Source organism: Stenotrophomonas sp. C9D9 (assembly GCF_056491205.1).
In genome coordinates, this window is the sequence record NZ_JBSZIF010000004.1 from 1,956,959 (window position 1) to 1,978,252 (window position 21,294).

Sequence of the window (21,294 nt, forward strand, 5' to 3'; positions counted from 1 at the left end):
GCGGCCGAGACCGCACCGCGCAGACGGTAGCAGGTCGGCTGCGTTACTGCGCAGCCTGGATCAGCGCGTCGACATCCAGCATGTGGCCTGCGCGATCGGCCTTGGTGCGCAGGTAATGCTCGTTCTCGGCGGTGATCTCGCCGGTGACCGGAATGCAGTCCAGCACCTCGATGCCGGCGTTGCGCAGGCGCTGTGCCTTGGTCGGGTTGTTGCTGAGCAGGGCCACGCGCGAAATGCCCAGGCCATGCAGCATCGCCACCGCACTGCCGTAGCGGCGCTCGTCGGCACCGAAGCCCAGCTGTGCATCGGCATCGATGGTGTCCAGGCCGTCGTGCTGGTAGCCGTAGGCGCGCATCTTGGCGGCGATGCCGGTGCCGCGGCCTTCCTGGTCCAGGTACAGCAGCACACCGCCGCCCAGTTCCTTCAGCTTGCGCAGGCCGCGCCGCAGCTGGTCGCCGCAGTCGCACTTGAGTGAGCCGAACAGGTCGCCGGTCAGGCACGAGGAGTGCACGCGTACAGGCACCACCGCCGACAGGTCTGGTTCGCCGACGATGATCGCGACCTGGTCGCGCTGGGCCACGCCGCCGCGGAACACCGCGAAGGTGGTCATGCCGACGTCGCGCAGCGGCACCGGCGAGCGCGCCACCAGTTCGTAGTCGTGGGTGGCGTGGGCCGCGCCCTCGGCCAGATCGCAAAGCGCCACTTCAGCAGCGCCATTGAAGGTGCTGTCATCTGCATCCAGGCGCACAGCCACCATTGCCGGCAGCAGCAGGCCCAGCCGGGCCAGCTCCACCGCGCCGGCATCGAAGGCGTCACCAGCGCTCCAGCCATCCGGCATCGGGCCGGGCTCGCGCAGGTAGCCCAGCGAGGGCAGGGCATCGAAGGCGACACCGGCCAGCGGCAGGCGCGCGCCTTCCGGGGCCTCCACGCCGAGCACGCGGGCGCGGGTGGCGGTCAGGAACAGGTAGTGGCGTTCGCGCGCGGCAGCGGCGAAGGCAGCGAAGCTGCTGGCGGTGGCGCTGTCCAGGGCGATCACCGCCAGGCGCTGGCCCTGGCCATCGTGGAGCAGCACCGGGCGGCCGGCACGCAGTTCGGCCACCGCGCGTTCGCAGCGGATCGCGGCGGGATCGCCGAACAGGGAAGAGGCAGCAGGCATGGCAGGACCGGGGGAGGCGGACATCGCAGTCTCTATGGGGGCGCCGGCGTCGTATTCAACGTGGTGCGGCCGCCGGTCGCAGGTGACCGGACAGCCGTCAGTGCGGATGCTCTTCGGTCGCGTACGGGTCTTCCTCGCCGCTGCCCGGTGGCCGCAGCGTATAGCGCTTGTAGGTCCACTGGTACTGCGTCGGGTCGCGGCGGGCGATGCGCTCGATGCCGGCATTGAGCGCGGTCGCCGCCACCTGCGGGTCCGGATCAGCCACGGCCGGGTCGGTCGGCTCGATGTGCAGGGCGAATTCCATGTCCGGCCCGATGCGCTCGCACCAGCCGTACAGCACGGTGGCGCCGGTGCGCTCGGCCAGCCGGTTGACCAGGGTCATGGTCAGCGCCTGCACGCCGAAGAACGGCACGAACACGCCATCGCCGGCCTTGGGCTGCTGGTCGGGCAGGATGCCGGTGGCGCCGCCGTCCTTGAGTACCTTGAACAGCTGGCGTACGGCCGGGCCCTCGGCGCGCACCTGCTGCACGTTCTGGCCGCCGCGCACCAGCTGCAGGAAGGCGTCGCTGGCCTCGTCTTCCGGCGGCTTGTAGACGATGGCGATCTGCCCGCGCGAGGCCAGCCACTGGTTCAGCAGCTCCCAGTTGCCGAAGTGCGGCGCGGCCACGATCACGCCCTTGCCGCTGGCCAGGGCCGCGTCGTACAGGGCTTCGCCGTGGCGCTGCTTCAGGTGCAGGCGCAGGTTGTCGGCCGGTTGCTGGCTCCACAGACGCAGGGTCTCGATGGCCTGCAGCGCGGTGGAGCGCAGCAGTTCGCGGTGCAGGCGGTCGCGCGCCGGACCATCCAGTTCCGGGTAGGCCAGTTCCAGATTGCGCCGGGTGACGCGGCTCTCGCGAGCATTGAGACGGACCCACGTCCACGCCAGGGCGTGCGCGAACCCCCGCAGCAGCGGCCAGGGCAGGCGGGCGAACAGGGTGGTGGCGCGGTAGACCAGCCGGGCTTTGCGTTGCGGATTCATCGGCGCCAGTTTAGCCAAGGGCGCTGCTATCGTGGCCGGCCCCGTTCATTGGAAGCCCACGATGCTCGTCCTGATCCAGCGTGTCAGCCAGGCCGCCGTCCATGTCGACGAGGAGGTGGTGGGGCAGATCGGCCCCGGCCTGCTGGCCCTGGTCGGCATGGAGCCGGGCGATACCGAGGCCCAGTTGCGGCGGATGGCCGAGCGCCTGCTGGGCTACCGGGTGTTCGCCGACGAGGCCGGGAAGATGAACCGGTCGCTGCGCGACACCGGCGGCGGCCTGCTGTTGGTCAGCCAGTTCACCCTGGCGGCCGATACCCGTTCGGGCATGCGGCCCAGCTTCACCAGCGCCGCGCCGCCGGACGAGGCTGAACGCGGGTTCAATCGATTTGTCGACATCTGCCGTGAAAATCACGCACCAGGGGTGGAAACGGGCCGGTTTGGTGCCCATATGGTCGTCAGCCTGGTCAATGACGGTCCCGTGACCTTCCTTCTCAGGCCCTGAGCCTGCGGGACCACCGCCCGGCAGGCAGGGCCCCGGGCTGGTATAATGCTACGTTCCCTATTTCTCCCTAGCCGGTGGCGCGAGCACTACATGGCCAACGAACGTCCTGCCCAATCCGAAATCAAGCAACTGATCAGCAAGGGCCTGGAACAGGGCTACCTGACCTACGCCGAAGTCAATGACCATCTGCCGGACGACATGGTCGACCCGGAACAGATCGAAGACATCATCGGCATGATCAACGGCATGGGCATCGATGTCCATGAAGTTGCGCCGGATGTGGAAACCCTGCTTCTCAACGACGGCAACACCGGTAACCGCGAAGTCGATGACACCGCGGCCGAAGAAGCCGCCGCCGCGCTGAGCGCGCTCGACACCGAAGGTGGCCGTACCACCGACCCGGTGCGCATGTACATGCGCGAAATGGGCACTGTCGAGCTGCTGACCCGCGAAGGCGAAATCGCCATCGCCAAGCGCATCGAGGAAGGCCTTTCGCAGGTCCAGGCCGCCCTCGGCCAGTTCCCGGTTTCGGTCGAGTCGCTGCTGACCGACTACGAAGCCCACAAGGAAGGCAAGAAGCGCCTGGCCGAAGTGATCGTCGGCTTCAACGACCTTGCCGACGAAGAGCCGGCGCCGCCGGCGGCCGCTGCCGATGACAGCAGCGATGCCGACGCCGAAGGCGATGAGGACGAGGACGATGATGTCGAGGGGGGCGAGGAAGAAGCCGCACCGACCGGTCCGGATCCGGAGGAAGTCGCTGCGCGCATGCAGGCGCTCAGCGATGCCTTCAATGCCTTCAAGAAGGCGGCGACCAAGGGCGACAAGAAGAACCTGCCGCGCCTGCGCGAAGAGATGTCGGCGGTGTTCGTCACCCTGAAGCTGCCGCTGCCGCTGACCGACGTGCTGACCAAGCAGCTGCGCGACACCATGGCGTCGATCAAGGCCCATGAGCGCCGCGTGCTGAACCTGGCGACCGTTACTGCCCGCATGCCGCGCAAGGACTTCATCCGCTCCTGGGAAGGCAACCAGACCAACCTGGAGTGGGTGGAAGACGCACTGAAGCGCAAGCAGAAGTGGTCTTCGGCCCTGCGCGAAGTGAAGGACCAGATCATCGCCGAACAGCAGGCGACGATCGACATCGAGAAGCTGACCCAGCTGGACCTGGAAGAGCTGAAGGAAATCAGCCGTGCCATGGCCTACGGTGAAGCCAAGGCGCGCAAGGCCAAGAAGGAAATGGTCGAGGCCAACCTGCGCCTGGTGATCTCGATCGCCAAGAAGTACACCAACCGTGGCCTGCAGTTCCTCGACCTGATCCAGGAAGGCAACATCGGCCTGATGAAGGCCGTGGACAAGTTCGAGTACCGCCGCGGTTACAAGTTCTCGACCTACGCCACCTGGTGGATCCGCCAGGCCATCACCCGCTCGATCGCCGACCAGGCGCGCACCATCCGTATTCCGGTGCACATGATCGAGACGATCAACAAGTTGAACCGCATTTCCCGCCAGATGCTCCAGCAGTACGGCCGCGAGGCTACGCCGGAGGAGCTGGCCAAGGAAATGGACATGCCGGAAGACAAGATCCGCAAGGTGATGAAGATCGCCAAGGAGCCGATCTCGATGGAAACCCCGATCGGCGACGACGAGGATTCCCATCTGGGCGACTTCATCGAGGACACCAACGTGGAGTCCCCGATCGAGAACACCACCAACATCAACCTGTCTGAAACCGTGCGCGACGTGCTGGCCGGCCTCACCCCGAGGGAAGCCAAGGTGCTGCGCATGCGCTTCGGCATCGACATGAACACCGACCACACGCTGGAAGAGGTCGGCAAGCAGTTCGACGTGACCCGTGAGCGCATCCGCCAGATCGAAGCGAAGGCCCTGCGCAAGCTGCGTCACCCGAGCCGCTCGGAGCAGCTGCGCAGCTTCCTGGATATCGATTGACGCGTATCCGCTGCACATGAAGCACCTGACAGACCCCGCGCAAGCGGGGTTTGTTTTTTGCCTGCGATCATCCGCGTTGCAGGCGACGGGATAGGATACGTGTCCTGTTTTCGCCCTGGTCAATGGAATGCCGATGAAACTGCCGATCCTGCTGCTCTCGCTGTCACCGCTGGTTGCCTGGGCGGATACTCCGCAACCACCGCCATGCAATGCCGAGAGTTTCTTCAGCAGCCAGTTCGACTATGCCGTGGGCCGCGTGGTCGACGCCGGGCAGGTGCTGCTGCTGGGCGAGGCAGAAGGCTGCCTGGACGAGGAACGGGACGGGTGCCGCAGTGGCGAGGAGATGGAACCGGGCACCGGCCTGGTGATCGGCGACCGCTGGAACAGCTACTACTGCGTGAAAGCACGTCCGCCGAGCAAGGAGGTGGTGGGCTGGGCGCCGGAGTCGCGCGTGATGAAAACGAGCAGCTACGTCGAGACCAGCCTGACCGACTGGGTCGCCCATTGGGAACGCAGCGACGGAAATGCCATCGACATCGCAGCCAAGGGCGACGCATTCGAACTGAGCGTGCCCGGTAGCGACGAGGGAGCGGCGCCGCGGGTTCTGGGCCGTGCTGCAGCAGAGGAGGATGAGGACGTGCTGCATCTGCATCAGGGGCGCTGCACGACGCGAGTACTGCTGCGCGGCACCGACCTGGTGGTGGCCGACAACGGACAGTGCGACGAGCGCGAGCGCAGCCTGCGCGGGGAATACCACAACCGTGCGCCGTTGGAGCGGTTGATGCAGCGCCTGGGGCAGTAATGGCGTGAGGGCCTGGGGTGGCGCGCAGTGGAATCCCGATGGCGGCCTCACTACACTGTGAGGCTGCGCAGGGCCTATAGCTCAACGGTTAGAGCAGGGGACTCATAATCCCTTGGTTCCAGGTTCGAATCCTGGTGGGCCCACCAACTCATCCAGTGGCTTACATCATTTCAAAGGCACCGCTATGCGGTGCCTTTTGCGTTCGATGCCTATGCGGTGTCTACATTTCAGTTGGTACCGATGCCGGTGCCTGGGAAGGGTCATTCGTTGCGCATCCACTGCTGCACATCCGGGGCGCCTCGATGCTGGATCCGGTCGTCGCGCTTCCACTACTTCTCGCCGTTGCAGGATCAATGCTGATGTTCATGCAAGCGGGAGGTGCTGTTCCCGCTTGCCTGATCTGTTCTGCGCTTCCAATGCTACTTCGGGCGAATAGGAGTAATCGGTTTGATCGTTACCCTTCCGCTGCCGCTGCCTCCGCAGTTGCCGTGGCAGCCTCCACCCAGGTTGGCTCCGCCCGTGCCACCACTACCTCCTCCGCTGCCGCCGCCAGCGCCGCCGCGACTGGAGGGCGGACGCGTGATGGGCTCCTGGTTGGTTCCGTTCCAGTCATTGCTGTCTGTCAACTCGTAGGTGGCGCAGTGCGTCGCGTTGCAGACGATGACTTTGGAACCTGCCTGAATTGAGAATTCGAATCCCCCCTTTCTCTGCTCGTTCGTTACATCTCTGTATCTATTCAGGAACGCCTTCGTGGCGTTGTCTGGAATTCGAGCCTGCAACTGACACGTACTACAGTTGACTGGGCCAAAGACGGTGGGGGCAGGATCAAAGGGCCAAATCGCATAAGCCATGGGAAGGGCTGCAATTGCGACCACCAGGGAAGTTGCAATCAACCATTTCTTCGAAATCATTGCTTTCATCGTGCGCCATGTTGGGTGAGTAGGAAACTTTTGTTGGATTACAAGCAGCAGGATCTGTATATAGCCTCAGACATCTCGTTGGATCGCTCTATCTGGTTGGGCTGTAACAGTTTGGAGAGCCTCGCAATGGACGCCGCCGATTGGCTGTTGGGTTGCGCGCGCTGATATGCGAGCCAGTATGCAAGGCTCTTTTCAGGGGATTTATCGGCAATGATCCCTCGGTCATGGATGTCAGCAAGGGCTTCAATCGAGTCGACGCTTCCCAGTGATACCGACTCACTAAGATAATCAATCGCATCCCTTCGATAATTGGTTATCCGCTCCGGATCCTTGAGCGCCTCAGTCAAGTCGCCAATGATGGCTTTCGGGTCTTTGGCGAAAATCAGTCTCGCTTCGACCGATCCTTGGGCGGCAGCAAGAGAGAGCCAATTCTCATCTCCGATTTCCGTTCGCCCTATCAGTCCTTGGCAGTGGTCAATCTCCTGTTCGATCTTCCTTGAGTACTGCTCCCCCAGGCCCACTGATGCGTAGGCCTTGTACTCATCGGCATCACCTGAGTTAAGCGCCCGCTTGCAGCTGGCAATGCGGTTGTGGATCTCATAGCTCGACTGGGCATCGCCCGCCCGTGCAGCCGCGATGCGCCTGTCAATGTATTCCGAGGCATCGCCTTCGTAGTGAGGTGCTTCGATCTTGAGCAGAAATGCCTTCCCAATCAAAGCCACTTTTGATTCGATGGATTGGGGTGGAGAACGCAAGGATTGATGAATGCTTGATTCAGATGCGACATCCGTTGGCGAAGTGCTTTTTTCACTGCGAGGAGCCTCATGCCCTTTGCTTCCTGTGACATCGGATGGTCTGCAGGCCAGCCAGGAAATGGTTGCGACTACGCCGATGACGACCATTCCATATCCGAGACTTCTACTCATCTTCACCTGATTCCTTTCCCTTGTCGTGGCAGAGCTTTGCGATGGGCTGGACCTCGGGCCGTGGTGATAACGGATTTTGGCGCTGATCCCCTGCCTCTCGATTCCCGCGGTTTCATATTGCGGGTTGATATTCACTGTCAACCAGAAATTTGTTGTGGCTGGCTACACTTGCTTCTTGCGTGTTCTCAGTCACGCATCACTGGACGTAAAGCGACAAATGCCCTTCTTCGGGAGGCGAGTGCATGAGTGGCAAAATGGCCATTCCGTGCCGCGGTAGCACTTGGCTTCGTTCGCTCGTTCGCCCGGCGGCGGCCGCCGCAGTTGCGATCTCATCGCGAAGGTTGCGCCCTCACTTCTGGTGCGGCCGCGACGCGATCGCGTTGACCGTTGGCCTTGGTGTATCTGTAGCGGAACTTCAGCCCACCGCCGGCGAGCTTCCGCACATCCGGGCAGCCCACACCATGCGACGCTGGATCCGAGGCCCATTTGACGATCGGCAAAGTGGCCAGTCCGTTCTCTCTGAGCATTCCCTTCATTGCGCCCATTGGCGATCGCTCGGCGGCCTTCTGTCAGCGGAAAGAGGTAGACAATGATGAGCGAAGATGGTCGCGCGGCCTGGGAAAATCAGCCGCTTGGTTTACAGCCGGAACGTCTGTGGTGACGCGTGGAGGCCCTGTAGAATCCTCAAAATGCTTCGGTTCCAGGTTCCAATCCTGGTGCGACCAGAAAATGGAAGACACTTGGGCTTCGGTCTCAGTGCCTTTTTTGTGCCGCCGGCAGAATTCACGTGGCGCAGAAGCGCGTGGCTGCCAGTGGTGTAGTCGAACATGATCGTCGATAACGCCATGAGGAATGGCTCAATCACTATGGCAACGATTCACCTGGTCGAAGGGCCCGTCGGTGCGGGCAAATCCACGTTTGTTGCCGAGCTGCGAAGTCTGCACACGGCGGCAGGATTCATTCTGGACGCGTGGTTCGTACGGCTGTACAGCCCGGACCGTCCCGCCGCCAACCTGATGGAATGGTATGCCGCAAGGAAGGCGCGTTGCACGGCGCAGATATGGATCACAGCCTGCGAAGTGCTCGATACGGGTCGCGACGTTGTACTCGAGCTGGGCCTGGTGGAGAGAGCCAGCCGCGAGAGCTTCTACGCGCAGGTCAGGGAGGCGGGCTACGATCTGGCCGTGTATCTCCTGGATGCCCCACGTGACGTTCGTCGTGATCGCGTCCGCCAGCGCAATCGGGAGAAAGGCCCAACGTTTTCCATGGATGTGCCGGATGCCTTCTTTGAGTTGGCGAGCGACCATTGGGAGCCCATGGACCAAACCGAATGCGAGATCTACGACGTCCAGGTAGTCACCTGGAATCCAGGGTCTGCTTCTGGTGGATGAGGGATATCAAGGCTGCCGGGCGCTTCAGGAGCGATGTGATGGCGTGTCATCTGCCCCGCAGCCGCGATTCTGGTTCAAGGAGGGCGACAGCGGCAGCCGCTACGCGACTGCCGCTCATGTGGACGTCCTGCTGCGTGCAGCTACTTCGGCATCAACACGGTGTCGATCACGTGGATCACGCCATTGGACTGGCCGACATCGGCAATGCTGATGCCCGCCTTGCCGCCCTTGGCATCGATGACCCACAGCTTGCCATCGTGCAGAGCGACGGTGAGCGATTCACCTTCAACGGTCTTCAGCATGGCCTTGCCGCCGTGCTTCCTGGCATCGGCCATCAGCTGCGCGGAACTGTAGTTGCCCGGCACTACGTGGTAGGTCAGGATCTTGGTCAGTTGTGCCTTGTTTTCAGGCTTCACCAGCGTATCGACCGTGCCGGCAGGCAGCTTGTTGAAGGCCGCATTGGTGGGCGCGAAAACGGTGAAGGGGCCGGCTCCATTGAGTGTATCGACCAGGCCTGCGGCCTTGACTGCCGCAACCAGGGTCGTGTGGTCCTTGGAGTTGATGGCGTTCTGGACGATGGTCCTGGTGGGATACATCTCCGCTCCGCCGACCATCACGGTGTTGGCGGCGAAGCTGGCTGAAGTGGCTGAAACGAGTACGGCGAAGCTTACGGTGGCGGCTATCCGCTGAAGAGCTTTCACGGCGCGTTCCTCTATGGGAGGCCCGCAAGGCGCGGGCATCCTACATACGCGCTGGCGCGGCCGTTGGATGCAGGTAGATGCGTCCGGGGCTTCCTGGCCTGGAGTGGCGATGCGTTGTAAAAGCCGAGTGAACGTCTGCTTCTGCCGGTTCGCTACGCAGTACGAGCCCGGTGTCCTTCAGCGGCGCGGATGGCGGATGTCCGATGGGCAGATCGAAAGGCGCGCGTTGCTGATGGCCTGGCGGACACCACAGGTGCGGCATGAGAGCACGGTTCCACCGGCAACGTGTTCCATCTCATGCTCGCCCCAGATGCTCGTGGATCCGCACGCAGTGCAGGTGGCGACGATCTGCAGTGCGCGGGCCAGCGTGCCCTGCTCTCCAGGCGTGTAGGTGAGATCGGTGATCTGAAAAATGCCGGTATGACTCATGGGAATGCCGGGATGGTGCCTGTTGACGAACGATAGAGCCAACCAGGTATCGGTCGTGTCGGTGCCGCGTTGATGGATGGTTGAAGTGCAGGCTATTCGTCGTTGCGTCGGTTGAGCTCTTCAAGCCGTGCGCGGCTGACTGACTGGTGATTGCCGCAGGTGGGGCAGCTGAGGGCCGCCGCACCGTCGAGATCGACCAGGCCATGGTTGGGAATGGCCCTGAATTGCCAGGAACACTTGATGCAGGAGCAATCGATCCGGGTGACCTGCAGCAGGGTGCCGTCCGCCCGCGTCACTCCCTCGACGCTGATTACGTAGAACTGTCCGATGTCACGCATGAAGATGAACGAAGCCCCTGAATCCGTAGGGCGCCCATCATGCTGTTTTGAGGGCCATCTGGGACAAAGGTGGTTTGATCGAATTCTGAAGAATTAAGAATTCGAGTGGCGGTGCGGACTTGTTCCCGGTGCTAGGGTATGAATAGGTGCCGTCCCGGCACATCCTTCAAGGCAGAAGCCATGCCCCTTCGGGCTGTTGTTTACGCAAGTCAGGTTGCCGCGGATCTCTCCGCGGAACGTTTGGAGTCGTTGGTAGCAGATGCCGCCAGGTTCAACAGGATGGCCGGGGTTACCGGTGTCCTTCTGCACGACGGAGATCGATTCGTGCAGTACTTCGAAGGGCCTGAAGACGGCGTTGCGAGTGTCTACGAGCGTGTGATGCAGTCGACGAGTCACACCGGCATCGTTGAGCTGGCGCGAGGTCGTGTGTCTTCGCGACAGTTCCCCTATTGGGCGATGCATCGGCTGCCCGCAGATCAACTGCTGGTGGGGAAGCTGGCGAGGGCGGATTGGTCGCGCTTCAAGAAGAGCGGGCCAGACGACATCGCCGGCTCAATGCGGGGAATCGACGTGCTGGCCGTTGCAGTAGCACCGTACGTTGAGGCCGCGTAGGGACTGAGCTGGTTCCAGAGATGGGAAGGCTCACGTCGCAGTGGGACAAGCAATCCAACGCCGCCCGAGTGAGAGTTGGGATACGAGGACTGAGCGCCTTCCGCACGGCGTTCCAGGGCGTTATCAGCATGTCCCCGTCCGCTTGCCGGGATCATTTCCGTATCCGGCGGCGTGCGCAGGAGTGAATACAGACCGCGGGGGGCGTGGTTGACGGCATGGTGTCGATCCATCGCCAGCACGCCCGTGTCACCGCGAGGGGGGGCGTCGACCACAGGTATGCTGGGCGTGCAGATGTTGATTCCGATCCCGACAGGAGACCGCATGATGCACAGTACTTGTACGTTCTTCCTTCTGGTTGCATTGCAATGCGTTCCGGCATTCGCGTCCGACGCTGGCGAATCACCCAGGCGCCCGTCTGTTGAAACCTTGAAACGCCTGATTGTCGACAAGGCACCGCAGACGCGCGTGCAGACACCGGACCATGAGCGGATCACTGCACGGCGCATCGACATCATCGATGACACGGGCGTGATCCGCATGACGCTGTCCGGCAAGACGCCGGCGCCGATCATCGATGGCCTGCAGTACAAGCGCGCCTTCAACGTGGCCGGCATGGTGCTGTATGACGATAAGGGCAGCGAGCGCGGTGGCTTCGGTACTGCCGATGTCGACGGTGGAATGGCGGTGCTGGCACTGGATCATCCGGCGATGGATGCGATCGGCTGGCGGGTCTCGCCGGACGGGGCGGTGAGTTTTTCGATCAACCAGGCGCCAAAGCTGATCCGCGAGCCTGCGCTGGGCAACAAGCTGATTCCCGGCGTGCAGGCACCGACCCGAATCGGCCTGGTGGTCGGCTCTGACGGCACGCCGGCCATTGCGTTGAATGACAAGGCCGACCGTACGCGGTTGCGGCTGACCGTCACTGCGGAAGGCTATGGTGCGATCGAGTTTCTGGATGCGCAGGGCAAGGTGATCCACACGCTGGCGCCAGAGGCCGAACTTCGCCGCTAGCGCGTGCCGACCACGGATCGACGCTTACCCGCGCCGCCCTCTGCCATCAACGCTGTAGCGCCCGGCCCCGGTGCAGGCCAGCAGCAGGAACCCACCGGCCAGCCCCAGGTTCTTCAGGAACATGATCTGCTGGGTCTGGTCGGCGAGGTTGTGGTGGAAGATGAAAGCGGTGACCAGGCTGAATCCCACCAGCACGATCGACACCAGCCGGGTCTGAAAGCCAAGCAGGATGCACAGGCCGCTGCCGATCTCGAAGGCGATGGTCGGCCACAGCAGGATGCCGGGCACGCCCATCGCTTCCATGTAGCCCTGGGTGCCGCTGAGATCGCCGAGCTTGCCCAGCCCGGAGACCAGGAACAGCGCCATCAGCAGGATGCGTGCAAGCAGGTAGGCGAGCGAATGCGATGAAGTGCTCAAAGGGATGTCCTCGGGGATGGCCGACGCAGGCGATCGGAGCCCACCGGCGGTGAAGCCCGTGTCTACGCGGAGGCAAGCCGCCTTGACACGGGCCGCGCGGCAGTAGACCTTTCCAGCATGACGATCGATATTGAATCGCTCAGCCTTCGGGAGCTGGGCGCCTTGGTGGTTGCCGCTGAACAGCGGAAACAGCTCATTTCCAACCGCCGTCCAGCCAGCGCGGTGCGGCGGATGTTGAAGGCCGCCGCGGCCGAAGCGGGGTATACCCTCGAAGAGCTGTTCGGTGGAGAGGCCATCGAAGCGGACGCACCCAGCCGGAAACCGGCACGGCGCAGAACCGGGAAAGTAGCCGCCAAATACCGTGATCCGGAGTACAAGCGACTGACCTGGTCCGGCCGTGGGCGCATGCCGCGCTGGCTGGCCTCCAAGGTCCAGAAGGGCTACAAGGTCACCGACTTCCTGATTCCCGGCCTGGCCAGGCCCACGGCGCGCAAGAGCAGTCCGATCGGCAAGCGTACGGTCTTCAAGAAGGATTGAGCCTGCCACGCTGCTACCCTGCCGGGGTCTTTGAACGAAGGAGCACGGGATGGCACACGATGGCAGCATGATGGTCTCGCCCAGAGTCCTCTACATCGCGGCAGGCGCTGCGGTGCTGGTCAGCGTGCTGGCCTGGGCGGTGGAATGGAGCGGAATGGCCTATGTCTGCCCGTACTGCCGCGTGCAGCGCACGGTGATCGGCGTGCTGGGCCTGCTGACGCTGTTCGCGCGCCCGGGCGGTCTCATCGTGCCCTGGTTGTCGTACACTGCAGGTGGCTTCGCGTTCGTGGTCGCGGCGATGCAGCACTTCAACGGCTGGAAGCGCATATCGGCGGGCGACTTCAGTTTCAACGATCAGTGGTACATCGATCCCTGGCTGTTGTCGGGCTGTGCGATGCTGATCCTGGTGGCACAGCTGATGCTGGTGCAGGCCGCCTGCCGGCGCAGGCGGCACTGAAGACCCCGCGCGGGGCGGAGCGCTAGGCGTTCTGGAATACCGCCAGCTGCGCGGCGAAGGCGCGCTGGTACGCGGGCCGCTGCGTGGCCCGGGCCACATAGGCGGCCACCTGCGGGTACTCGTCGAGCAGGCCGCTGCTCTTCAGGCGCAGCAGTACCGAGACCATCATCAGGTCGCCGACGCTGAACTCGCCGTCCAGCCATTCCGCCCTGGCCAGCCACGTCGACAGCTGTGCCAGCCGCGTCCGGACCCGCTCATCGAGCATCACCTGCCGCTGCCCATACCAGGGTTGCTCGCGCTCAAGCACCCAGGCCATGGAGCGCTCGACGATGGGGGGCTCTACCGTGCTCAGTGCAGCGAACAGCCACATGATCGCGCGCATGCGGGCGTCCGGGTCGCGCGGCAGCAGGCCGGCATGCTGCTCAGCCAGATGCAGGACGATGGCGCCGGATTCGAACAGGGTCCGGTCGCCCTCCTGCCAGGTGGGAATCTGCCCGAACGGATTCCGTGCCAGGTGCGCGGGCTGCTTCAGCTCGGCGAAGCTGAGCAGTTGCACGTCATAGGCTACGGCCAGTTCCTCCAGTGCCCAGCGCACGCGCATGTCGCGGGCCAGGCCCTGGCCGCGGTCGGGGGAAGTAGCGAAGGCGGTGAGGATCGGGGGCATTGGAGCGCTCCTGCAGGCAGAGGGGCCTGCTTTTCCTGTTCCGACGAACAACGGGGCGGGAATTCGACACTCGAGTCTGTGCCCGTGTGCAGGTCACGCCTACAATTGCCAGCTTCCTTCACCGGCAGGATGCCATGCGCGGTCATTCCCGTTTACCACCCTTCTGGATGCTGGCCTCGGCGCAACTGCTGATCGCGGTGATCCTGGCCTCATCGTGGTTCTACGTGAATGCGAAGGCTGTCCTGGCGGGTCCGCCGAACCCCGATCAGTACGTGAACACCTGGGACTTTCAGATTGCGGTGTTCCTGTTCTACTGGCTACCCGCAGTGCTTCTGTTCATGGGCATTCTGCTGGGCATCGAACGGTTGGCGCTGGCGCCTCGGTATGCACGCCAGAAGGCCGCTGCCAGGCAGGATGCCAACTGACGCCACCTCTACCCGGCCCGATGTTGCTTCCGATACTGGTCGGGTGTGCACTGCGCGTGCCGCTTGAACATTTCGGCAAACGCGCTGACGCCTGAATAGCCCAGCTCCTCGGCGATGCGGCTGATCGGCTTGCGTGTGCACAGCGCCTCGGTGGCGCGCACGAACTTCACCCGCCCACGCCAGTCGCCGAGTGACATGCCCAGTTCACTGCGCGCCATGCGCTCCAGCTTGCGCACGCTCATGTGATGCCGCTGCGCGATCTCGGCCACGGATTCGGCCGTGGACAGGTGTTTCTCCACGTATGCCATCACCTGCTTCAGTGCATCACTGCTGGCGATCGGCAGGAAGCTGGGCAGAACGGCGGCGTTGATGATCTGGTCGATCACCACCGCGGCCATGCGCCGTTGGCCAGGCGTCTGCGGATCGGTCACGCCCTGGCGCGCCAGTTCGTGCAGCAGTTCACGCAGAAGGGGCGTGACCTCCAGCGCCCGGCAGCGCGTGGGCAAGCGGCGCGACAACGCTGGCGACAGGTAAGCCGATCGATAGGCCAGCACCGATCGGTTGCGCGAGTAGTGGGCCACGCCAGGCGGAATCCAGAGCGCATAGTGCGGCGGGGACACCATCCACTCGCCCTCGATCTTCATTTCCATCACGCCCTGCGCAACGAAGTTGAACTGTCCCCAGGGATGGCTGTGCGTGCCCCAGTCGGTGGGTTCCATCGCACCCTGCCGGAAGTAGATCGGGCCGGGCAGCTGGCGGAAGGTGGGGATGGGTTCCAACGGTTGCCGCAAGCCTGGGTCGGAGTGGCGCATTTTCGGGATGTCCTTGATATGCGCCAAGCGTACGCTGGCCATTCCCCCGCGTACACCTGCCGTCTTGAACTATCTCTTCCCGATCCTCGCCTGCCTGCTGTGGGGCGCCAACACGATTGTCACCAAGCTGGCCTCCGGCTCGGTCGGTCCCATCGACATCGGCTTCTTCCGCTGGCTGGTGGCCGCGATCATCCTGCTGCCCTTCGCATGGCCACGGCTGCGCGGCCATCTACCGATCGTGCGCGCCAATCTGGGGCGCTTCCTGGTGCTGGGCTGCCTGGGCGGGGTGATGTACCAGTGCCTGGCGTACTATGCGGCGCACTTCACCTCGGCCACCAACATGGGCGTGATCCAGGCGCTGATTCCGTTGATCGCGCTGGCGCTGTCACGTCTTTTCATGGGCCATCCGGTGCGCGGTGCCGCCATCGTCGGTGCGGTGATCTCCACGGTCGGTGTGGTGGCTGTGGTGTCGCAGGGCGACCTGGCGCGGCTGGCGGTGCACGGCCTGAACCGCGGTGATGCGATCATGCTGATCGGCGCGTTGGCATTTGCCGCCTACAACGTGCTCATGCAGCGCTGGAAGATTCCGCTGTCGGTGCTGGAGTCACTGTTCCTGCAGGCCACGGCCGCATCGCTGATCCTGTTGCCACTGCAGCTGCTGGTCGGCAGCGGGGTGAACAACCTGACCGCTGTGGGCTGTATCGGTTTCGCTGCCGTATGTGCGTCGATCCTTGCACCCCTGACCTGGATGACCGGTCTTTCGCGGTTGGGTGCGGCGCGCGTTTCGGGCTTCTTCAACCTGGTGCCGATCGTGACGGCCGCACTGGCGGTGCTGCTGCTGGGCGAGTCACTCAGCGGATGGGTGCTGGGTGGCGGCCTGCTGGCAGTGTCGGGCGTGGTATTTGCTGAGTTCAGTGCCAAGCGCGCGACGCAGGCCACGGCGGAATCGCAGGCGTAGGCTGAAATGGGCGATCAGGCGTGCTGCGCGGTCGCCAGTGCCTGTTCGATCCGCAATTCCAGGGTATCGCTGTCGTGGCCGCGCTTGCCCTGCAGGCTGAGGTACAGCGACAGCGGGTCGATCACCGCGCCGACGCCGGTGAACGCCGGTGGATAGGCCCATATCTGCAACCGCACCTGCTGCGCGCAACCGGGGGCGACCGCCGGCTGCGCAGCAAGCGCGCGCCAGGCATCGATATGCAGTGCACGGGTGGTCACCACCGCTGGCGATCCGTCCGCGTCCAGTGCATCCCGACCTGCACGCGGCGCGGGTTGGCCCGCATCGGCCAGCAGGGTACCTACCAGGTCCCAGCAGACATCGACTTCTTTCAGTACCGGTGAGCGCAGGAAGGGTTGCGCCCTGGCCCAGACATCACGGCGATCGCCTGCCAGGCGCAGGAAACGTTCGCGGCCGCCCGTGGAGCGTTCGGCCAGGCCGCGCCCGACCAGCTCGGCGGACAACCGCGATGCGGTCATCGAGGTATAGCCTGCGGTGGCGCTGATCTCGCGGGGCGACCACCAGCGCGGCTGCCCGGACAACAGTACGTGGATCAGCACGGCCTGCGCCGAAGGCAGCAGCGAGATCGCCTTCTTCTCGTGGTCGGGCGCGTCGCGGAACTCGATGGCCAGGCTCGGTGCGAACAGCTGTGCGTGCGGCACCACGAAGTCGATGTGGTTCTCGACCAGGAAGCGTCGCTGTGTCGGTGTGAGGTAGGGCGAGACATACAGCACCAATGCGTTTGCTGCCGAGCGCAGGCTGCGTACGTCCTGGATGACGCGGCTGCTGGACTCGCCCGGCTCGCGGGCCACGGCGAGCATGGCAGGGGTTTCACCGTACAGGGTCAGCTCGGCGATGTGGTAGCGCGACGCCATCGCGCGCGGAATGGCGTGTGCCACCGTGACCGGATGCACCGCCGAGGCAAGCCCCGGCAGGACCCTGCGCAGGTAGCGCTGCGCGTCAGCGACCAGGTCGGCCAGGCCGGTGCGAACTGCCGTTGTCATCTCGTACTTCCCTAGCAACGGTCTGGCCTGCATTGACGAACAGGGCCATGCCATTGCATGCAGTGGTGAACCTGGAGACGGGCATGCAGCATCGGTACGCGTGGCGATCCATGCGGTCCAGCTCCCTTGCCGTCATGACATCAGTGTTGCCGGAAACCTTGGAGATTCCGTCGAAGAACGATGGAGATTGGGTGGAGGAAGTGTGCAGCGTGGCCGGCGGACTCCCCTTCCGCCGGCCACGCGCACGGCCCGTTCAGGTCAGAAGCGCTGCGAGTACTTCACGTACACGGTGCGGCCGATATCGAACCCACCGTAGTAGGGGAAGGAGCTGGACGGCTTGGAGAACATGATCGGCCCCTGGTGGTTGAACACGTTGTTCGAACCCAGCGCCACGGTGCCGTCCCACGGCAGCTTGTAGCTGACCTGGATGTCATGGAAGGCGTTGCCACCCACCCTGCGCTGCGCATCCGGTTCGCCATAGGCGTATCGGTCGGGCAGGGTGCAGGGGCGATTCGGCACGCAGCTCTCCACCATGCCGGAGTAGTAGCGCAGGGTGTACTGGGTAGTGAAGTTGCCCAGCTGCCAGTTCACGCCGAGATTGGAGCGCAGGCGGAAGATGCCCGGCTGGCCGACGCGGCCCATCATGATCGTTTCGCCGGCCGAGTTCTGGTTCTGCTCGTCGTAGCTGGAGACGTAGCTGTTCTGGAGGTCGAGGGTGAAACGGCCGAACGAGAATTCCGGCAGCCGGTAGCGGATGCCCAGGTCCCAGCCTTCGGTTTCCATGGCGCCGAGATTGGCCAGGCCATAGAACATGCTGGTGATATGACCGTCGCCCGCGCGCTTGACGCTGCCGCAGCGCGGCGCATTGCCGAGCACGTAGCAGTCACGCAGGATGCGGTCGACGCTGTCCTGGATGATCATGTTGGTGATCTTGTAGCTGTACCAGTCCAGGTTGATGTCCAGCCCGTCGACCCAGCGCGGGCTCCAGACCACACCCACCGTCTTGCTCTTGGACTCTTCCGGGCGCAGCTTCGGGTTGGAGCCGGTGGTGAACTCGTCGGGGGTGGCACACGGGTAGCTGGCGCAGGGCTTGAGACTCTGGTTCAGCTGCTGGTAGCCCAGCGGAACGCCGGCCGCATTGCATGCCGCATTGCCGTTGACGCTGTTGGTGGCTCCCGTGCCACAGGGATCGACGTAGGTCTGGAAGCTGGTACCCAGCCCACCGTAGAGGTCGGAGATGCTCGGTGCACGGAAGCCCTCGGCGAAGGTGCCGCGGATCATCAGCTCCTCGATCGGGCGCCAGGCAAAGCTCGCCTTGGAGTTGGTGGTGCTGCCGAAGTTGCTGTAGTCGGAATAGCGCGTGGCCAGGTTCACGGTCAGCTCCCTGGCGAACGGCAGGTCGCGCAGCACCGGCACGTTCACTTCGGCAAAGAATTCATTGAGGCTGTAGTCGCCGGCGGTGGTTGATGCGCCCAGCGCGGTGCTCTGGCGCGACTGCGCGAAGGCGTCGGGCACGAAGCGCCCTTCTTCCTTGCGGTACTGGTAGCCCAGCGCCACCGACAGCTCGCCGGCGGGCAGGTCGATCACCGGGCCGGAGATGTTGGCGAAGTAGCTGCGGGTCTTGGTGATGCCGGTATCGGTGAAGGTGGGGAACAAGAAGCGCTGCAATTCGGGGTCGGAGAGAGAGCCTGCCCCCGCGACACCGAATGGCAGCAAAGGATTCCAGGCCAGGCAGCCGGAGACCGGCGATGCCGCCGTGCCACACCGTGCCACGCCGTTGGCATCGAGGTAGGAAGCCCCCAATGCCTGCCGGGAAGCGATCAGGCTCATGTCGCCACGGCCTGTTTTTGTGACTTCATTGCGGTTGAACAGAGCGCCCACTTCCCAGTCATAGGCCTTGGTGGCCAGCTCGAAATAGCCGGACAGGCTGGGGGCGATGCGCAGTGACTTCAGCTTGCTTTCGGTGGTGCGCGGCAGCTCCCACAGGCGGCGATTGAACTCGACGTTGCGCCCGACCGGGTTGAACACGCTGCCGGCCGACAGCGGTGTGCCGAACTTGGTGGACTGGTACGGGTAGCCTGCGATCTGCTGGTCGGTGATGCGCTCGTTGTAGCCGATGTCGGTGCTGAACTTGATCTGGTCGGTCAGCGCATAGTCGGTACTGAGGAACAACGAGCGGCGCTCGATGCCGGTCTGCAGGTGCATCTGATCGTTGCCATTGGCGAACTCGGCCGGGGTGATCGGGTGGTAGTCGCTGGGGTTCTTCGGGTTGCCGCCACGGTTGAGCGTCTTGAACACGGCATCGCCGGTGTTGCACTTGTAGAGCGCGGGGTCGCACCAGGAACCGTTCTGGCTGATGTTGCTCCAGTCCGCGCCGGGATAGTCGGGGCCGGCGCCGCCATACTTCGAGAATGAACGGTCGCGCGCGAACACGGGATCGGACTTCTGGTACTCCAGGGCCAGCGTGTAGCCACCGCGCTCGCCGCGTGCGCCGGTAACCAGCGAGAACGTGCTGTCCTTGCCGTCGCCCTGGCTGAACTGGCCGTGCTGCACGGAGACTTCCAGGCCGTCGTAGTCCTTGCGGGTGATGATGTTGACCACGCCGGCGATGGCATCGGAGCCGTACAGTGCGGAGGCGCCGTCCTTCAGGACATCGATGCGCTCGACCGCACTCATCGGGATCTGGCTCAGGTCCTGCAGGCCGCCGGTGGTTGCCCCCAATCGCTTGCCGTTGACCAGTACCAGCGTGCGGGTGGCGCCGAGGTTGCGGATGTCGGCGTAGTAGCCGCCGACATTCTCGCCGGACGCCAGCGCACGCGCGCGGGAGATGGCCGGTGAGCCGGTGGATGTCAGGTTCTGCAGCAGGTCGGCAATGGTGGTGAAGCCCTGGTGCTCGATCATCGAACGGGTGATGGCGATGATCGGCTGTTGGGTTTCGATGTCCACGCTGCGGATGGCCGAGCCGGTGACCTGGATGCGGTCGAGGTTCTTCGGTGTCTTGTCGCCGTCGGTCTGTGCGTGCGCGGCCGGTGCCCAGGCAGCGGCCAGCGCGGTGCCCACTGCCAGCGAAAGCAGGGTGTACGAGTGATGCATTTGGCTCTCTCCAAATCCAGTTGTATGGGCTCCGCACATCGCTGTGTCGAAACCGATCTGAAACTCCGCTATGCGGAATCGAGAGGAACCTAACATTCCGTTTACACGTCAATTACGTTATGGACGCGTTATCGTCAGCGCGCCGCGCCGTTGGTCGTGCACGAGGCATCCACGCTCCGTCCACGGGACGGGATGCTGCTCTGCATCAGTCTGCCTCTGAACCCATAAACGATGAAGGAGACGTTGCATGAATACCCCGGGAAAACCGAAGCCCAGTTGGCGGCAGTGGCACGCTCTGCTTCTCGTTCTGGCGATCGTGCTGGTGATCGCATTGCTCGTCGTCACCGCGCCCTGGTGAATGCCGGACTGTTTGCTCAGTTCCCGTGAACGTTGTCGGGTCCGGGCATGAAGAAGTCAGTACGTGTTGTGGATGGTGACGTGCGGATCAATCGGTGCTCACCCTGGGCCCACATCCCCAACGCCACAGTGGACACGCAGGCAACGCAGATGCGTTTGCCGGTTTCCCACAGACTTTCAAGCGAACAGGAGTGATTTCCATGAGCACCCAGTCCACCATCGAACATCGCCTCAACGACCTGATTGAAATCGCCCGCGATGGCAAGTCCTTCTATGAAGAAGCCGCCACCAAGGTCAAGGATGCCGAGCTGTCGGCACTGTTCACCCGCATTGCTGGCGTCAAGGGCCGCATCGTGGCGGCGCTGAGCGGCTCGGTGGCCGCCAGCGGTGGCAAGCCGGCCGAGCATGGCACTGTGGTCGGTTCGATGCAGCAGTTCTATGGCAAGGTGCGTGCTGCCTTCGGTGACACCAACTATGGCTACGTGGCCGAGCTGGAAGAATCGGAGGACCGCCTGCTGGGCGCGTTCAAGGACGTGTTGAAGGACAACGAGCTTCCGCCGGCGGTACGCCAGGAAGTGACCCAGTTGCTGCCCGAAGTGCAGGAGTGCCACAACGTCATGCGTGCGCGGAAGCATGCGATGAAGGCTGCCTGACGGTTGAAGGCGGCCTTCTCCCCGGGGCCGCCGCGGCCGGGGCAGTACGCTGCCCCGGCCACCTTTCCCGGTGTGGCATAAAAAAGGGGCGGCCGTGAGGCCGCCCCAACGCTTCAAGCGCACACTGCTTC

The 21,294-nt window shown here is 63.7% G+C and carries 23 protein-coding genes and 1 tRNA gene; 12 read left to right on the forward strand and 12 right to left on the reverse strand.

Translation table 11 applies throughout. The features are described from left to right. Positions 1-43: 43 nt before the first annotated feature. Together ribA and ACXI0D_RS14385 are read right to left on the reverse strand one after the other, a co-directional pair. A complete protein-coding gene (gene ribA / locus ACXI0D_RS14380; protein ID WP_014038626.1) occupies positions 44-1,180 on the reverse strand; it encodes a GTP cyclohydrolase II RibA in 1,137 nt (378 codons plus the stop codon). Between the two features lie 73 nt (positions 1,181-1,253). Beyond that, complete coding sequence (locus ACXI0D_RS14385; RefSeq protein ID WP_101766138.1) at positions 1,254-2,174, reverse strand: lauroyl acyltransferase; 921 nt, start codon at positions 2,172-2,174, stop codon at positions 1,254-1,256. A 61-nt stretch (positions 2,175-2,235) separates the two neighbouring features. On the opposite strand from ACXI0D_RS14385, the gene dtd reads away from it, so the two are divergent. The 4 genes from dtd to ACXI0D_RS14405 all read left to right on the forward strand — a co-directional run bounded on the left by dtd (position 2,236) and on the right by ACXI0D_RS14405 (position 5,568). Next, positions 2,236-2,676, forward strand: coding sequence for a D-aminoacyl-tRNA deacylase (gene dtd, locus ACXI0D_RS14390; protein WP_049443291.1), 441 nt, complete (start codon positions 2,236-2,238; stop codon positions 2,674-2,676). Between the two features lie 90 nt (positions 2,677-2,766). Beyond that, complete coding sequence (gene rpoD, locus ACXI0D_RS14395) at positions 2,767-4,620, forward strand: RNA polymerase sigma factor RpoD (protein WP_014038623.1); 1,854 nt, start codon at positions 2,767-2,769, stop codon at positions 4,618-4,620. Positions 4,621-4,753: 133 nt separating this feature from the next. Next, positions 4,754-5,422 (forward strand): hypothetical protein, encoded by a 669-nt coding sequence (locus ACXI0D_RS14400; protein ID WP_049443292.1) that lies wholly within the window; start codon positions 4,754-4,756, stop codon positions 5,420-5,422. Positions 5,423-5,492: 70 nt separating this feature from the next. Further along, a tRNA-Ile gene (locus tag ACXI0D_RS14405) sits at positions 5,493-5,568 on the forward strand. Between the two features lie 273 nt (positions 5,569-5,841). On the opposite strand, the gene ACXI0D_RS14410 is transcribed toward ACXI0D_RS14405, so the two are convergent. Together ACXI0D_RS14410 and ACXI0D_RS14415 are read right to left on the reverse strand one after the other, a co-directional pair. Continuing rightward, the gene (locus tag ACXI0D_RS14410) at positions 5,842-6,342 is read right to left on the reverse strand and encodes a hypothetical protein (protein WP_197588993.1); all 501 of its coding nucleotides are present in this window, start codon (positions 6,340-6,342) and stop codon (positions 5,842-5,844) included. 38 nt (positions 6,343-6,380) lie between these two features. Further along, positions 6,381-7,268, reverse strand: a complete 888-nt coding sequence (locus tag ACXI0D_RS14415) for a hypothetical protein (RefSeq protein WP_479642720.1) — start codon at positions 7,266-7,268, stop codon at positions 6,381-6,383. 827 nt (positions 7,269-8,095) lie between these two features. On the opposite strand from ACXI0D_RS14415, the gene ACXI0D_RS14420 reads away from it, so the two are divergent. Then, positions 8,096-8,659, forward strand: coding sequence for a P-loop nucleotide/nucleoside kinase family protein (locus ACXI0D_RS14420; protein WP_479642721.1), 564 nt, complete (start codon positions 8,096-8,098; stop codon positions 8,657-8,659). A 140-nt stretch (positions 8,660-8,799) separates the two neighbouring features. Here ACXI0D_RS14420 and ACXI0D_RS14425 read toward each other — a convergent pair whose 3' ends face one another. The 3 genes from ACXI0D_RS14425 to ACXI0D_RS14435 form a co-directional block, all read right to left on the reverse strand. Beyond that, the gene (locus ACXI0D_RS14425) at positions 8,800-9,360 is read right to left on the reverse strand and encodes a fasciclin domain-containing protein (protein WP_030002864.1); all 561 of its coding nucleotides are present in this window, start codon (positions 9,358-9,360) and stop codon (positions 8,800-8,802) included. Positions 9,361-9,537: 177 nt separating this feature from the next. Further along, the gene (locus tag ACXI0D_RS14430) at positions 9,538-9,789 is read right to left on the reverse strand and encodes a hypothetical protein (RefSeq protein ID WP_030002865.1); all 252 of its coding nucleotides are present in this window, start codon (positions 9,787-9,789) and stop codon (positions 9,538-9,540) included. 92 nt (positions 9,790-9,881) lie between these two features. Further along, the gene (locus ACXI0D_RS14435; RefSeq protein ID WP_030002866.1) at positions 9,882-10,127 is read right to left on the reverse strand and encodes a hypothetical protein; all 246 of its coding nucleotides are present in this window, start codon (positions 10,125-10,127) and stop codon (positions 9,882-9,884) included. Between the two features lie 180 nt (positions 10,128-10,307). Here ACXI0D_RS14435 and ACXI0D_RS14440 point away from each other — a divergent pair, with 180 nt between their 5' ends. Together ACXI0D_RS14440 and ACXI0D_RS14445 are read left to right on the forward strand one after the other, a co-directional pair. Then, positions 10,308-10,739, forward strand: coding sequence for a BLUF domain-containing protein (locus ACXI0D_RS14440; RefSeq protein WP_030002867.1), 432 nt, complete (start codon positions 10,308-10,310; stop codon positions 10,737-10,739). 426 nt (positions 10,740-11,165) lie between these two features. Further along, positions 11,166-11,750 carry a hypothetical protein gene (locus tag ACXI0D_RS14445; protein ID WP_236251792.1) on the forward strand — a complete coding sequence of 195 codons (585 nt, stop codon included), beginning with the start codon at positions 11,166-11,168 and terminating at the stop codon, positions 11,748-11,750. Between the two features lie 24 nt (positions 11,751-11,774). On the opposite strand, the gene ACXI0D_RS14450 is transcribed toward ACXI0D_RS14445, so the two are convergent. Continuing rightward, entirely contained in the window at positions 11,775-12,167 is a 393-nt protein-coding gene (locus ACXI0D_RS14450; protein WP_030002869.1) for a DoxX family protein, read from the reverse strand. A 117-nt stretch (positions 12,168-12,284) separates the two neighbouring features. On the opposite strand from ACXI0D_RS14450, the gene ACXI0D_RS14455 reads away from it, so the two are divergent. Further along, positions 12,285-12,704, forward strand: coding sequence for an H-NS histone family protein (locus ACXI0D_RS14455; protein ID WP_030002870.1), 420 nt, complete (start codon positions 12,285-12,287; stop codon positions 12,702-12,704). Between the two features lie 49 nt (positions 12,705-12,753). Further along, a complete protein-coding gene (locus ACXI0D_RS14460; protein WP_197588979.1) occupies positions 12,754-13,161 on the forward strand; it encodes a hypothetical protein in 408 nt (135 codons plus the stop codon). Positions 13,162-13,183: 22 nt separating this feature from the next. Here ACXI0D_RS14460 and ACXI0D_RS14465 read toward each other — a convergent pair whose 3' ends face one another. Beyond that, on the reverse strand, positions 13,184-13,825 hold the full coding sequence (locus ACXI0D_RS14465; protein WP_049443295.1) for a glutathione S-transferase family protein: 642 nt from the start codon (positions 13,823-13,825) through the stop codon (positions 13,184-13,186). A 134-nt stretch (positions 13,826-13,959) separates the two neighbouring features. Between ACXI0D_RS14465 and ACXI0D_RS14470 the strand changes: the two genes are divergently transcribed. Further along, positions 13,960-14,250, forward strand: a complete 291-nt coding sequence (locus tag ACXI0D_RS14470) for a hypothetical protein (protein ID WP_049443296.1) — start codon at positions 13,960-13,962, stop codon at positions 14,248-14,250. 8 nt (positions 14,251-14,258) lie between these two features. Here ACXI0D_RS14470 and ACXI0D_RS14475 read toward each other — a convergent pair whose 3' ends face one another. Beyond that, a complete protein-coding gene (locus ACXI0D_RS14475) occupies positions 14,259-15,062 on the reverse strand; it encodes an AraC family transcriptional regulator (protein ID WP_101766451.1) in 804 nt (267 codons plus the stop codon). Positions 15,063-15,069: 7 nt separating this feature from the next. Between ACXI0D_RS14475 and ACXI0D_RS14480 the strand changes: the two genes are divergently transcribed. Next, complete coding sequence (locus ACXI0D_RS14480) at positions 15,070-16,020, forward strand: DMT family transporter (protein WP_182474400.1); 951 nt, start codon at positions 15,070-15,072, stop codon at positions 16,018-16,020. 14 nt (positions 16,021-16,034) lie between these two features. Here the strand turns inward: ACXI0D_RS14480 and ACXI0D_RS14485 are convergent, their stop codons facing one another. Then, positions 16,035-17,060 carry an IclR family transcriptional regulator gene (locus ACXI0D_RS14485; RefSeq protein WP_049443298.1) on the reverse strand — a complete coding sequence of 342 codons (1,026 nt, stop codon included), beginning with the start codon at positions 17,058-17,060 and terminating at the stop codon, positions 16,035-16,037. A 258-nt stretch (positions 17,061-17,318) separates the two neighbouring features. Then, positions 17,319-20,153, reverse strand: coding sequence for a TonB-dependent receptor domain-containing protein (locus tag ACXI0D_RS14490; protein ID WP_479642722.1), 2,835 nt, complete (start codon positions 20,151-20,153; stop codon positions 17,319-17,321). 557 nt (positions 20,154-20,710) lie between these two features. Between ACXI0D_RS14490 and ACXI0D_RS14495 the strand changes: the two genes are divergently transcribed. After that, positions 20,711-21,163, forward strand: coding sequence for a PA2169 family four-helix-bundle protein (locus ACXI0D_RS14495; RefSeq protein WP_005419568.1), 453 nt, complete (start codon positions 20,711-20,713; stop codon positions 21,161-21,163). The last annotated feature ends 131 nt before the right edge of the window (positions 21,164-21,294 follow it).

What these genes read in the sequence shown, in the direction of transcription:
- ACXI0D_RS14490 (WP_479642722.1), bottom strand. Translation starts at nt 20,153, where the DNA reads ATGCATCACTCGTACACCCTGCTTTCGCTGGCAGTGGGCACCGCGCTG.
- dtd (WP_049443291.1), top strand. Translation starts at nt 2,236, where the DNA reads ATGCTCGTCCTGATCCAGCGTGTCAGCCAGGCCGCCGTCCATGTCGAC.
- ribA (WP_014038626.1), bottom strand. Translation starts at nt 1,180, where the DNA reads ATGTCCGCCTCCCCCGGTCCTGCCATGCCTGCTGCCTCTTCCCTGTTC.
- ACXI0D_RS14455 (WP_030002870.1), top strand. Translation starts at nt 12,285, where the DNA reads ATGACGATCGATATTGAATCGCTCAGCCTTCGGGAGCTGGGCGCCTTG.
- ACXI0D_RS14410 (WP_197588993.1), bottom strand. Translation starts at nt 6,342, where the DNA reads ATGAAAGCAATGATTTCGAAGAAATGGTTGATTGCAACTTCCCTGGTG.
- ACXI0D_RS14475 (WP_101766451.1), bottom strand. Translation starts at nt 15,062, where the DNA reads ATGCGCCACTCCGACCCAGGCTTGCGGCAACCGTTGGAACCCATCCCC.
- ACXI0D_RS14415 (WP_479642720.1), bottom strand. Translation starts at nt 7,268, where the DNA reads ATGAGTAGAAGTCTCGGATATGGAATGGTCGTCATCGGCGTAGTCGCA.
- ACXI0D_RS14440 (WP_030002867.1), top strand. Translation starts at nt 10,308, where the DNA reads ATGCCCCTTCGGGCTGTTGTTTACGCAAGTCAGGTTGCCGCGGATCTC.
- ACXI0D_RS14460 (WP_197588979.1), top strand. Translation starts at nt 12,754, where the DNA reads ATGGCACACGATGGCAGCATGATGGTCTCGCCCAGAGTCCTCTACATC.
- ACXI0D_RS14495 (WP_005419568.1), top strand. Translation starts at nt 20,711, where the DNA reads ATGAGCACCCAGTCCACCATCGAACATCGCCTCAACGACCTGATTGAA.
- ACXI0D_RS14485 (WP_049443298.1), bottom strand. Translation starts at nt 17,060, where the DNA reads ATGACAACGGCAGTTCGCACCGGCCTGGCCGACCTGGTCGCTGACGCG.
- ACXI0D_RS14420 (WP_479642721.1), top strand. Translation starts at nt 8,096, where the DNA reads ATGATCGTCGATAACGCCATGAGGAATGGCTCAATCACTATGGCAACG.
- ACXI0D_RS14385 (WP_101766138.1), bottom strand. Translation starts at nt 2,174, where the DNA reads ATGAATCCGCAACGCAAAGCCCGGCTGGTCTACCGCGCCACCACCCTG.
- ACXI0D_RS14470 (WP_049443296.1), top strand. Translation starts at nt 13,960, where the DNA reads ATGCGCGGTCATTCCCGTTTACCACCCTTCTGGATGCTGGCCTCGGCG.
- ACXI0D_RS14480 (WP_182474400.1), top strand. Translation starts at nt 15,070, where the DNA reads ATGTCCTTGATATGCGCCAAGCGTACGCTGGCCATTCCCCCGCGTACA.
- ACXI0D_RS14430 (WP_030002865.1), bottom strand. Translation starts at nt 9,789, where the DNA reads ATGAGTCATACCGGCATTTTTCAGATCACCGATCTCACCTACACGCCT.
- rpoD (WP_014038623.1), top strand. Translation starts at nt 2,767, where the DNA reads ATGGCCAACGAACGTCCTGCCCAATCCGAAATCAAGCAACTGATCAGC.
- ACXI0D_RS14435 (WP_030002866.1), bottom strand. Translation starts at nt 10,127, where the DNA reads ATGCGTGACATCGGACAGTTCTACGTAATCAGCGTCGAGGGAGTGACG.
- ACXI0D_RS14400 (WP_049443292.1), top strand. Translation starts at nt 4,754, where the DNA reads ATGAAACTGCCGATCCTGCTGCTCTCGCTGTCACCGCTGGTTGCCTGG.
- ACXI0D_RS14465 (WP_049443295.1), bottom strand. Translation starts at nt 13,825, where the DNA reads ATGCCCCCGATCCTCACCGCCTTCGCTACTTCCCCCGACCGCGGCCAG.